The 12,304-nt window shown below is 50.0% G+C and carries 10 protein-coding genes and 1 riboswitch; of the genes, 6 read left to right on the top strand and 4 right to left on the bottom strand.

Annotated features, from left to right (window positions below; all coding sequences use genetic code 11):
- Nucleotides 1–46: 46 nt before the first annotated feature.
- From D479_RS05115 to D479_RS05125, 3 genes are all read left to right on the top strand, one after another.
- A complete protein-coding gene (locus D479_RS05115; RefSeq protein WP_008634395.1) occupies nucleotides 47–1,522 on the top strand; it encodes a carboxyl transferase domain-containing protein in 1,476 nt (491 codons plus the stop codon).
- A 10-nt stretch (nucleotides 1,523–1,532) separates the two neighbouring features.
- Nucleotides 1,533–3,125, top strand: coding sequence for a class I adenylate-forming enzyme family protein (locus D479_RS05120; RefSeq protein ID WP_008634398.1), 1,593 nt, complete (start codon nucleotides 1,533–1,535; stop codon nucleotides 3,123–3,125).
- 161 nt (nucleotides 3,126–3,286) lie between these two features.
- Nucleotides 3,287–3,805, top strand: a complete 519-nt coding sequence (locus D479_RS05125; RefSeq protein WP_008634401.1) for a DUF1456 family protein — start codon at nucleotides 3,287–3,289, stop codon at nucleotides 3,803–3,805.
- A gap of 35 nt (nucleotides 3,806–3,840) precedes the next feature.
- Here D479_RS05125 and prpB read toward each other — a convergent pair whose 3' ends face one another.
- The 4 genes from prpB to D479_RS05145 form a co-directional block, all read right to left on the bottom strand.
- A complete protein-coding gene (gene prpB / locus D479_RS05130) occupies nucleotides 3,841–4,764 on the bottom strand; it encodes a methylisocitrate lyase (RefSeq protein ID WP_008634403.1) in 924 nt (307 codons plus the stop codon).
- Nucleotides 4,765–4,779: 15 nt separating this feature from the next.
- A complete protein-coding gene (locus D479_RS05135; RefSeq protein WP_008634405.1) occupies nucleotides 4,780–6,222 on the bottom strand; it encodes a bifunctional 2-methylcitrate dehydratase/aconitate hydratase in 1,443 nt (480 codons plus the stop codon).
- A 64-nt stretch (nucleotides 6,223–6,286) separates the two neighbouring features.
- The gene (mmgD, locus tag D479_RS05140) at nucleotides 6,287–7,402 is read right to left on the bottom strand and encodes a citrate synthase (protein WP_008634407.1); all 1,116 of its coding nucleotides are present in this window, start codon (nucleotides 7,400–7,402) and stop codon (nucleotides 6,287–6,289) included.
- Between the two features lie 38 nt (nucleotides 7,403–7,440).
- Nucleotides 7,441–7,641: a hypothetical protein gene (locus D479_RS05145; protein WP_008634409.1), complete on the bottom strand. Its 201-nt coding sequence runs from the start codon at nucleotides 7,639–7,641 to the stop codon at nucleotides 7,441–7,443.
- Between the two features lie 163 nt (nucleotides 7,642–7,804).
- Nucleotides 7,805–8,002, bottom strand: a riboswitch (cobalamin riboswitch).
- Between the two features lie 165 nt (nucleotides 8,003–8,167).
- Between D479_RS05145 and D479_RS05150 the strand changes: the two genes are divergently transcribed.
- The 3 genes from D479_RS05150 (at nucleotide 8,168) to D479_RS05160 (ending at nucleotide 12,298) form a co-directional block, all read left to right on the top strand.
- Nucleotides 8,168–8,818, top strand: coding sequence for an SDR family oxidoreductase (locus tag D479_RS05150; protein ID WP_008634412.1), 651 nt, complete (start codon nucleotides 8,168–8,170; stop codon nucleotides 8,816–8,818).
- A gap of 139 nt (nucleotides 8,819–8,957) precedes the next feature.
- Complete coding sequence (locus D479_RS05155) at nucleotides 8,958–10,139, top strand: DHHA1 domain-containing protein (protein WP_008634414.1); 1,182 nt, start codon at nucleotides 8,958–8,960, stop codon at nucleotides 10,137–10,139.
- A 245-nt stretch (nucleotides 10,140–10,384) separates the two neighbouring features.
- A complete protein-coding gene (locus D479_RS05160; RefSeq protein ID WP_008634417.1) occupies nucleotides 10,385–12,298 on the top strand; it encodes an LTA synthase family protein in 1,914 nt (637 codons plus the stop codon).
- Nucleotides 12,299–12,304: the final 6 nt, after the last annotated feature.

Below are 12,304 nucleotides of genomic sequence, written 5' to 3' on the forward strand. Positions count from 1 at the left end.
ATAATCGAAACATACCGACTGGTTAGTATGTGAGGGGGATACGATAGTGGAGGGAAAACAGGAAAGCTTAGTGAAACAGCGGAAATTAAGTGCAAGGGAACGAGTCGATCTGCTTGCGGATGCCGGGTCGTTCTGGGAACTAGGGGCGGCCGCACATTCTCCGGTACCTGGTATGGAAGAGCGGACACCGGCAGACGGACTGATCGGCGGCATGATCCGCGTGGAAGGGAGAGAGGCGGTCGTTCAGGCGATGGACGTCCGCGTGCTGTCCGGAACAGAGGGGGAAGTACACCTGCGAAAGAATGAGTTCTTCTATTCCTATGCGAAGAAACGAAAGCTGCCGCTGTTCAACTTATGTGAAGGCGGAGGACTGCGAATGCCGGACGGGATGGGTTCCGACGGCATCAGTGACAAACTGTTCCCTCGCTGCATGCTCGATCATGGGAGGGAAACACCGGTCCTGACTGCCATACTTGGAGAATGCTACGGCGGTCCGACATGGATGGCCGTCACCTCCGATTTTGTCACTCAGGTGAAGGGAACGGGGATGGCCGTAGCAGGACCAAGGATGCTCGAAATGGCAAGCGGGGAGCGACTGACAGCGGACGATCTTGGCGGAACAGGCGTCCATGCCGTCCACACGGGTCACATCGATCACATAGCGGAAACTGAGGAAGATGCCATCGAGATGCTGCGCACATTTTTCCGTTACCTACCTTCCAATGCAGAAGACACCCCGCCGGTCGTGCACAGCGGGGATGGCGATCGGAGGATTGATGTAACGGACATCGTACCTGCCAATTTGCGGCGCCCTTATGATGTGAGGGCGGTTATCGCAGCTCTGTTCGATCTGCATACGTTCATGGAATACCGATCGTTTTACGGAAAAGCACTGATCACCGGTTTTGCGCGTCTGGACGGGCAGGTAATCGGGATCGTCGCAAACCAACCGATGCAGATGGCAGGTGCACCTGGACCGGAGGAATGTGATAAAGCGGTGGATTTCATCTGCCTGTGCGATTCCTACCATATTCCCCTCGTCTTTCTTCATGACACGCCTGGTTTCCGGATCAGCAGCCAGGCGGAGAAGCGGAAGATGGCTTCGAAGATTATGAACTGGAACACGGCCCTTGCTAAGTCGACGGTGCCGAAATACTCGGTCGTTCTCCGAAAGAGTATTGGAGCCGCTTATGGAAATATGTGCGGACCCGGAATGGGAGCAGACGTCGTCGCTGCCTGGCCGGAGGCGGAAATCAACTTCACCGGTCCTGAGGTCGGTGTGAATGTGGTGTATGGAAAGCATATTCAACAGGCAGAAGATCCGAAGCAGGAACGAGCCAAATATTTAGAGCAGTGGAATTTCGACAGCTCCCCGATGAAGGCAGCAGCCAAATTTCTGATTGAAGATATTATTGAACCGGAAGATACCCGTTCCTTTCTTCTCCGTTTCCTTCGATCGGCGACGGCTTCCGGTCCAGTGAAAAGCGACAGACGTCTCGCTGATTGGCCGATGTCGCAGTAGGAGGGATGGAATGAAGAAGCAGGGACGAAACGATACGGTGATGTATAAAAAGGGGAAGAAACCTTTGACGGAATACTTACAGGACCATGCCAGGGAGCGTCCGACCGATCCGGCGTACATTTACTACGGAAAGGCTTGGAACTGGAGAGACGTGCTGGAGCAGGTTCAGAAGGTCGCAGGGTTCTTAACCTCCGCTGGATTTACAAAAGGCGATCGGATCGGGCTTTTCATGCAGAACGGACCACCATACGTGATCGCTCATTATGCCATTCAGTACATCGGGGCAGTCGTCTGTCCGCTCAGTCCGATGTATAAGGCTGGAGAGTTGGATTACTTCGTGGAAGAAGTAGGAATGTGCGCCGTTTTCGCGGGCAGCGAACTGCTTTCGGAAGTGAGAAAAATGGAGCATACGCTCGCCCGTGTCATTGCCGTTCGAAACAGCGAGTACCGAGCAGACGCCGTTTCAGAGAAGGATTCAACCCTGCAGCAGCGGGAAGTAGCATGGAGAGATGTCCTTCTTGAAGGCCCTTCGTTACAAAAGCCAACCGCCGTTGATATGGATGAGACCGCTCTGCTTGCTTTTACATCCGGGACGACCGGGCGTCCGAAAGCGGCCATGCTTACCTACGGCAATGCCCTTTACAAAACGGCGGCTGCAGTCAGCGCCAACGGAGTGGAGAATCGGGAAACGTGGCTTGCGGTCATGCCGCTGTGCCATATAGCGGGAATGGTGATGGGCGTGAATATCCCTGTCTACACAGGGGCTCCGTGTGTGTTGATGGAACGCTTTGATCCGGTTGAAACGTTGAGGATGCTTAAACATTATGAAGTGACGGTCTGGTACAGCACCGCACCGATGAATGAAGCGATACTTGACATGGGAACAGAAGGAACGCTTGAACACTTGCGGTTGAACCTGTGTACCAGTTTCGGTATGCCGGTGACGGATAGTCTTGCGGAAAGGTGGAAGGAGCTAGCGCCGGGGTGCCGTTTGTTTGAAGCATCGTACGGCTTGAGTGAATCATATACGGTCGATACGTATATGCCTGCGGAAAAGGTGAAATTCGGTTCCGTCGGCGTTCCGGTTCCTGGTTCCAGGATAGAGATCCATGATCCATGGACAGGAGAAGCTTGTCCACCAGGGGAGTCCGGGGAGATTGTTATCCGAAGCCCGGGTGTGTTTAAGGGCTACTGGAATCGTCCGGAGGCTACAGCAGAGGTTAGGAAGGATGATTGGCTGCATACGGGCGATATCGGTTACTTCGATGAGGACGGCTATCTGTATTTTCAAGGTCGGAGTAAGGAGATGATCAAGTCCTCCGGGTTCAGTATTTTCCCGGAAGATGTGGAATCGCTGTGGAAGAAGCACCCGGCTGTCGTACAGGCAGCCGTCATCGGTATCCCGGATGAGCGAAAAGGGGAGGTTGTGAAGGCGTTCCTCGTTCTGAAGCAGGAGGCCGACGTAACGGAAGAAGAGCTGACAGGATGGGCCAAGGAGCATATGGCCCGCTACAAGGTACCTTCAGCCATCGAAATCCGCCGCTCGCTGCCGCAGACGAGCGCAGGAAAAATACTAAGGCGGCTGCTGAAAACAGAGACGTAACCCGATAGACCGCTTCCCGCTACGGGGGCGGTTTTTTCGGTGTGTTCTTGGGTAAGATGAAGGGGATATGGATAATGGGATACTTGTGTTAAAATAGTCCTTTAACAGGCCGGTCGTCTTTTGCTGCAAAAGAATCCGCGACACTACATGGAGGTTATGATATGGATAATAATGATATATTGATACGGCTGCGATATGCCCTCGATATCCGCGACATGGACATGGTTGAAATATTCAAGCTCGGCGGTGTAGAGCTGACGAAAGAGGACGTGCGTAAAGTTCTCACCAAGCCGGAGGAAGAGTATGAGGAATACGATGATGAAGCGTACGAGGACGAGATGCATATCAAGTGTACGAACAGCATGTTGGAGTCCTTCCTGAACGGGTTGATTACATTTGAAAGGGGCCCTCAGCTTTCTAAGGATGGCACCCCTGTCAAACCGGACCGTTCCATCAAGAACTATTCCAGCGTCAATAACGTCATGCTGAAGAAAGTGAAAATAGCATTGAAACTCACCAACGAAGATGTGATCGACATCATCGGACTTGCCGGTGTGACGATAACAAAAGGCGAATTGAGTGCGCTGCTTAGAAAAGAAGGGCATAAAAACTACAAACCATGCGGCGATAAGTATGCGAGGAATTTCCTGAAAGGCCTTGCGATCAAGCATCGCGGCTGATGAAAAGCCCCGGGAGAGGCATCCCGGGGCTTTTTTTATGATTTTGATTCCCTTCCGATTTCAGGGAGGATGGTTTTGGCTACTTTCTTGTCCAGTGCTTCATAATCATAATAGTTGATCGTTTCGTATAACTCTTCACGGGACTGCATGTCGGACAATTTGTGCTTTTGTGTGTCTTGGGTCAGGATTTCCGTGAAAATCCGTTCGTAGGCTTTAGCAGCGACGCGAAGGGAGGTGACAGGATAAATCACCATGTTCATTCCGAATGCCTCGAAGTCTTCCCCGGTGAAATACGGGGTTTTCCCGAATTCCGTCATGTTGGCCAGAAGAGGGGCGTGAATGGCATCGGACGCCTTTTTGAAATCTTCCTCGCTTGTCAAAGCCTCTGGAAAAACAGCATCTGCGCCCGCTTTTACATAATCATTCGCACGTTCGACCGCCGCATCCATTCCTTCCACTGACTTAGCATCTGTTCTGGCGACGACCAGGAGGGTAGGAGCCGTTTCTTTAATCGTGCGGATTTTCTGCATCATCTCTTCTGTATCGACAAGTGTTTTTCCGTTTAAGTGGCCGCACTTCTTCGGGAGCTGCTGATCCTCGATTTGAACGGCAGCAACTCCTGCCTCTACCATTTCCATCGCTGCGCGGGCGACGGTGATGGTCCCGCCGTATCCGGTGTCGATATCGACAAGTAAGGGAAGGTCGGAGGCACGGATCAACTCTTGTGCCTTTGCTGCCATTTCGTTGGAGTAAATCATGCCGAGGTCGGGCAGTGCACGGCTGGCAGTATAGGCGGCACCTGATAAGTAAAGGGCCTTGAACCCGACGTCTTTGGCTATTTTGGCAGACATGCCGTCATGGGCACCGGGAATCCTGAGCAGTTCCTGTTCTTCCATCAATCGCTTGAACGCTGCTGCTCGTTCCGGCTGGGTCGATGTAGGTTCCACTATCCATGTCATGATACGTTCTCCTCCTTATATACGGAATAATTCCATGAATTGAGGCACGGATGTATCGACTAATTGGTCGTAATCCTCACATCGATTCATAATCCGGTTCACCTGACGGAATGGGAAGCGTGTCTTCAAATTGTCCTGGAACTTGTTCAAAAGAAGCGGGATTCCCTCATCCCGGCGTCTGCGGTGGCCAAGGGGGTATTCAATTGCCACTTGTTCAGTGCAGGAACCGTCTGTAAAGAATACCTGAACAGCATTGGCGATCGAACGTTTATCCGGATCGAGGTAATCGCGGCTGTATTCCTCGCACTCCACCGTTGTCATCAACCCTCTTAGTCGGTCGATATCCGGATTCCGGGCCGTGTCATCTTCATAGTGGTCGGCGTTCAGGGTGCCGTAAATCAATCCGACAGCTGTGATGTACTGCAGGCAGTGATCGCGATCCGCAGGGTTGTGCAGCGGTCCTTTCTTATCAATGATCCGAATCGCCGATTCATGGGTTGTGATGGTAATCCTGGCAATGTCGGAAAGTCTGTCTTTTACTTCCGTGTGGAGCTGGACGGCGGCTTCCGCAGCCGTCTGGGCATGAAACTCGGCTGGGTATGCGATTTTAAACAGGATATTCTCCATGACATAGGAACCGAGCGGGCGGGCCAGTGTCAGCTTTTTCCCGCTGAACAGGACATCCTGAAAGCCCCACCCTGGCGCAGATAGTGCTGTGGGATATCCCATTTCTCCTTTTCTCGTCATTAAAGCCAGACGGACACCCCTGCTTGTCGCATCACCGGCAGCCCAGGATTTCCGTGATCCGGTGTTTGGCGCGTGGCGGTATGTGCGGAGACTGGAATTATCGACCCATGCCTGCGAGACGGCATCGGTGACTTCTTCCTTCGTCCCGCCGAGCATCGCTGTAACAACGGCGGCTGTTGCGACTTTTACGTAAAGGACGTGGTCCAAACCTTCTCTGTTCAGGCTGTTCTCAAGTGCAAGGACACCTTGAATTTCGTGGGCCTTCACCATGTTCACGAGCACGTCCTTCATGTGGAGCGGAGCTTCCCCTGCGGCCAGTCGCCTCCTGCTGATATAGTCGGCGATGGCCAGGATTCCTCCCAGGTTGTCGGAGGGATGCCCCCACTCGGCAGCGAGCCACGTGTCATTGTAGTCGAGCCAACGAATCATACAGCTGATATTGAAGGCGGCATGAACAGGATCCAATTCATAGGAAGTCCCCGGGACACGCGAGCCGTCAGGAACGATAGTACCAGGAACGATGGGACCGAGGTGTTTCGTGCATTCCGGGTATCGAAGGGCGAGAAACCCGCAGCCAAGCGAATCCATCAGGACGTACTGGGCTGTCTGCAACGCTTCCTCGCTGGTAACTTCTTCGTGAACCGCATAAGCAGCGATTTCCTCCAATAATGGATCGGTTTCCTTGAGGGTATTCATTTTCACTTCTTCCATTTCATCTCCACCTTTACAAAGAATATGTACCATACAGCCGGGCAGGCAGCCCGGCTTTCTTCCTTTATGGATGCAGATCCCGCGGGCCGGAATAAAGGACACGGGGACGGAACAACTTGTTGTTGGCGTATTGTTCTGTGACATGGGCACAGAGGCCGAGGGTTCTTGCAGCAAAGAAGATCGGCGTGTACAAAGCGATTGGAACAGAAAGAAGGTAATAGACAGGAGCAGCGTAGTAATCCAGATTCGGATATAGATTTTTTTCTTCTTTCATGACGGCTTCTCCTGCTTCGCACATGTCAAACAGGTCTTCACGTTTTTTTTCTTTTGCGAGTTCCCGAAGAGCTTCTTTCATGAGGGAAGCCCGTGGGTCCATGCGATTCCTATACACTCGATGACCGAATCCCATCACCTTTTCTTTCTTCTGGAGCTTTTCATAGAGCAGGTGACGGAATCCGTCGGTCGTCTTGCCTTCAAGCAGCATATGCATGACCGCTTCATTCGCACCGCCGTGAAGATTCCCTTTTAAGGAGGCGACGGCACCGGTCAAGGCACCATACAGGTCGGCATTCGTCGATGCGATGACCCGGGCGGTGAAGGTCGAGTTCGGCATTTCGTGCTCGCTGTAGAGCAACAGGGAAAGGTCGAAGAACTTCACCTCCTGCTCCGATGGTATCGTACCGGTGATCATGTATAAGAAATTCGCGCTGTAAGAGAGTTCCTCCGTGGGCTCGATGACCGGTTCCTGCTGCAGGATGTGGTAACTGTTAGCGACGATGTTCGGAATTTTAGCCAATAAACGCAGCGCTGTCGTACGCATGACCTCCGGTGAGCGGTCTTCCAGCCTTTCATCGTGACCGGCAAGGGCGGAAACACCTGTGCGCAGCGCATCCATCGGGTGTGTAGAGGACGGAAGCTTTTCGAAAAGCGTAAAAAAACCTTGCGGCAGGGAATATTCCTTTATTAAATTAGCTTCGATATTTGATCGTTCTGCACCTGCAGGGAGACTGCCGTGAAGCAGAAGATGAATCAAGTCTGTATAGGTCTTACAGCCGGCAAGCTCAATCAGTTCATAGCCGCGGATGACAATTTCCTCTTTCTCTGTATCCAGGTAGGAAAGCTGCGTCTCAGCAGCAATCACACCATCAAGACCAGGTCGATAGATCATTTGATCAGGCATAGACATCCTCCTTATAGTAACCGCTTACAAAAATAAGATCAGGACAGCGAATGCTTACCGAAAAGTTCTTCGCGGACAAGGGCGTATGCTTTTTCTAAACGAATTCGTTCCTCCGAGTCACGGCATTCCTTCTGCCATTGTTCGAACGTCTCCTCCAGTGTACTTGGAAGAGAGGCGTAGAACTGATTCATAATAGATGCTTTAAAAAGGTCGATATAGCTGTCTATCGGATCATTCATAGAGACACCTCTATTTCATTCGGAAATAAAGCCAATAAAAAAACAACTTCCCCAAGAAGTTGTCAAGCTGCGTTCTTCCTAGGAAAAGCAAATAAGATCCGCAGCCATGCGTATCCATCCTTCTCCTGAAACGGCACTTCACACCCCCTATCCTCGTAGGTACATGATGCTCGCTGAAACGGGCAGGTCTCCTGGCTTATGATCATCGCTCCCTGAACCCTTCCCATTCCCACCTGATGGCGGGGACAGTGGTCCTTCAGTTCGCTCCCAATTACAGTTGCGGGACAGCACCGGCTTTTCACCGGTTTCCCTTTTAAGCAGGCAGCATTTGTGCGCCTGCACCCGAATCAAAACGTATTCAGTTGTCACAGTTCAATATATCAAACAATCCAGAAATAAACAATATTTTCCTTTCTTCCCCGTGGTAGGAACAGCTGGGATGTTTGCTTTTTATAAAAAAAGGTTACATATCTTACAGGTGAACAAACTATACCATGTATGTTTTCCATAGAAAGGATGAGTGAGAGTGAAAGTTCTTGTAGTAGGTGCAAATGGTCAAGTCGGTAAACATCTGGTTGAGAAAATCCAGGACAGCGAAAAAGTAGAAGCCGTCGCTATGATCCGCAAAGAGGAGCAGGCGTCCTACTTCAAAGATTTAGGAGCCGAAACGGTCCTTATTGACTTGGAAGACGACACGGAAACCATTGCAAAAGCGTTTAAAGGAGTGGACGCTGTCGTATTTACAGCGGGATCCGGTCCGAATACCGGCCCTGATAAAACAGTAATGATCGACCTTGACGGTGCGGTGAAGACGATCGAAGCATCGAAGCAGGCAGGTGTGAAGCGCTACGTCATGATCAGTTCTTTCGATACGACGCGGGAAGCGATTCAGGAAGCACCGGCTTCTTTCGCTCCTTATGTCATTGCGAAGCACTATGCAGATGACTGGCTGCGACGAACGGATCTGGATTACACGATCATCCACCCGGGAATGTTGACGAACGATGCGGGTACGGGTGAAGTGGAAGCGGCAGAGAAAGTCGAACGCGGGGAAATTTCCCGTGAAGACGTGGCGAGCGTCATTCTTGCGACATTGGAAAATGAGGCGACAATCGGTAAGGAATTCCAAGTGGTCGGGGGAAATACGACCGTCCGCGATGCTGTAGGATCTTTATAATTATCAGGAAGACTCTCGAAGGCTCTGCTGGAAACAGCGGAGTCTTCTTTATTGTTTCGTCGATTTCCCGGGAAATATGTGGCGGCACCATGTGAAAAAATGCTACGATTCCCGTAGGATATACATAGGAGGAAAGTATATGACACGGAAATTATATTATGAAGATGCTTATTTGACAGCATTTGATACAACCATTGCCCGTACCGGGCAGGATGATAACGGATTTTTCGTCATACTTGAAGAAACAGCCTTTTATCCAACCGGCGGCGGTCAGCCGAGTGATCGAGGAGCTTTGAACGGAGCACCGGTTTCAGGTGTGGAAGAAGTGGACGGCGATATCCGTCATTATTTGGAGGAGCCGATGGTCGTCGGAGGTACCGTCCATGGGGAAATTGACTGGGCCAGACGCTTTGACCATATGCAGCAGCATTGCGGGCAGCATATCCTTTCTGCAGTCATGGAAGATCGTTTTCAGTGGCAGACGACCAGCTTCCATCTGGGTGAGGAAACGGTGACGATCGATTTGGATACTTCTGAGCTTCTGGAAGAAACGCTTGCAGAAGCGGAAGCAGAGGTCAACCGCTTGATCCTGAAAAATATTAAGGTGGAAACAGCATGGATGACGGCGGAAGAGGCGGGGAAGCATCCTTTGCGTAAGAAACTCGCCGTCACGGAAAATGTCCGTCTCGTCATGATTCCGGGCGTTGATTATAATGGCTGCGGCGGAACACATCCGCAGGCGACCGGGGAAGTAAGGGCTGTTAAGCTTCTGGGCTGGACTAAGAATAAGGGTCAGGTGCGCCTGGAATTTGTCTGCGGAGAACGCCTGCTTGGACAGTTCGGAAAGAAACACCGGCTGTTGACGGAGTTGAAGCAGCTCGTTGCCCGTCCCGAGGAGGCGCTGCCGGAGGAAATCGTTGAGCTGAATGAAAAAAGCAAAGAGAAGGATAAGTACATCTTGGATTTGGAGAGTAAGCTGATCGGCTATGAAGCGAAGGAGCTTGTGGAACAAGGAGAGCAGAAACAGTTTCTCTCTGCAGTATATCAGGACCGTTCTATTAAGCAGCTCCAGGCTTTAGGGCAGGCTGTGTTGAACGAAACGACGGATGCCTGTGTCCTGCTCGTCAGTGAACAGGAAGATGCCCTCCAGTTTGTACTTGCCTGTGGCAGCGGACTGGACAGAAATATGAATGACGTGGCGAAACAAGTGTTGCCGCATATCGAGGGAAAAGGCGGAGGAAAACCGCATTTTGTCCAGGGTGGCGGCAAGAAACGAATCAAAGCGGATGCATTTGTGGAGCTGGTAAAGAATATAGTTTAAAAAGAGTCCCCCTGAACTCCAGGAAGCGCCTGTCGCTTTCTGGAGTTTTTTATCATCTTACGGTAACTGTTGTGTAATAGTGGTGTAATAGTATTAAGAACATATAACAGTTCCATTATTGTTGCGTTTTTTTATTGTAAATGTGGTATTATCAATCTTGTTCTCCTACGCATGCTTAATTTTAATTGGTATCAGCTATTGATGAAACATAAATAAATTAGATCACTATTTACGGAGGTTGTATCATGTTTTCTAAATTTAAAACAAAGATGGAAAACCCCGAATTCAAGAAGAAATTCATGATTTATGCTGCTGTCATTGCAATTTTCTGGGCGAAGATGTATTACGTTCAGGGCAGTGTCTTCACGTTGAATATTGAAAATGCCAATGAAGCGGCTATTCTTGCGTTCAACCCACTGAGCAGTATTTTCCTACTATTCGGTGTCGGTATTCTTCTTGGCGGCCGTAAGGGAATGCTGGGGATGTATATATTCGGGTCCTTACTATTGTATGTAAACGTCCTATTTTATAGAGAATACAACGACTTTTTAACGATTCCGATGTTAGGTCAGGCGGCAAACCTTGCCGGTCTTGGCGGAAGTATCACCGATATCATGTCAGCCACAGACATTTTCCTGTTCCTTGATGTCTTCGTCGCTGCATTTCTATTGTTCTTCTTAAGAAAAAATCGTTTGCAGAGTTTCATGCCGAAACGAAAGGAAGGTTTGATCCTTGCGATGATCGCTGTTCCTTTGTTTGTCGTGAACCTCGGCTGGGCACAGACTGAGCGTACGGAATTGCTGCAGCGGGCATTCGACCGGAACATGCTTGTTAAGTACCTTGGTGTCCTGAACTTCCACGCGTATGACCTTGTTCTACAGGGACAGACAGAGGCGAAGCGTTCTTTCGCTGACAGTAATGAACTTGCGCCTGTCTTGAATTATCTAAATGAGAAAAAGACGGAGCCTAGTGAAGAAATGAAGGGAATTGCAGAAGGGAAGAACGTTATTGCTCTTTCCTTGGAAAGTACGCAGACCTTTGTTGTCGATAATACGGTGAACGGACAGGAGCTGACGCCATACTTGAACGACCTGAAAGAAGAAGGGGCTTATTTCAGTAACTTCTATCACCAGGTGAAGCAGGGGCGTACATCCGATTCCGAGTTTCTGTTGGATAACTCCTTGTATGGATTGAACCGTGGATCTGCATTCTTTACGCATGCGGGGAATGAATATGAGGCAACGCCGGAAGTGCTAGGCAAAGAAGGGTACACGTCTTCTGTTATGCATGCGAACGATGCCAGCTTCTGGAACCGTGATACGATGTATGATTCACTCGGATATGATCGTTTCTATTCCAAGAAGGATTTTGATGTAACTGAGGATAAATCCTATAACTGGGGTCTTCTCGATGAGTACTTCTTTGATGAATCCCTGGATAAGATGGAACAGATCGATCAGCCTTTCTATAATAAGATGATTACACTGACGAACCACCATCCGTTTACGCTTCCGGAAGATAAACAGATGATCGAGCCTGGACAAACATCCAGTAAGACGCTGAATAACTACTTCCAGACGATTCGTTATCAGGATGAAGCATTGAAACAGTTTGTAGAGAAATTCAAGAAATCTGATCTGGCCGATGACACGGTGTTGGTCATCTATGGGGACCACTTCGGTATTTCTGAGAACCATAAGAAAGCCATGGGTGAGTATTTGGATAAAGATATCAATGAATACGAACAGTTCCAGCTTCAACGCGTACCGCTTCTCATCATCGGAGAAGGCATTGAGCCGAAAGAATATGATACAGTCGGTGGTCAAATCGACCTGCGTCCGACAATCATGAATCTGCTCGGTGTGGAAGATGACAATCCCGTTCAATTCGGACAGGATCTCTTCAGTGAAGATCGTCAGGAATTGATGATCGACCGTGATGGTAACTTCGCAAATGAAAAGTACGTCGGTGTCAATGGCAACTGCTATGACAGGGAGACCGGCGAACCGGTAGAAGGGGAAGATGCTTGTACTTCCGGATTTAAACAAGCGGAAGAAGAGCTTGCTCTATCTGACTCTGTCGTCTACGGCGACCTGCTTCGCTATTTAGACGAAACAGAAATGATTGAGCAGAAAGCTTCCTCAGATAAAAAAGAATAAGACAAG

Origin of the sequence: Halobacillus sp. BAB-2008 (genome assembly GCF_000328325.1) — a bacterium.
GTDB lineage: Bacteria > Bacillota > Bacilli > Bacillales > Halobacillaceae > Halobacillus.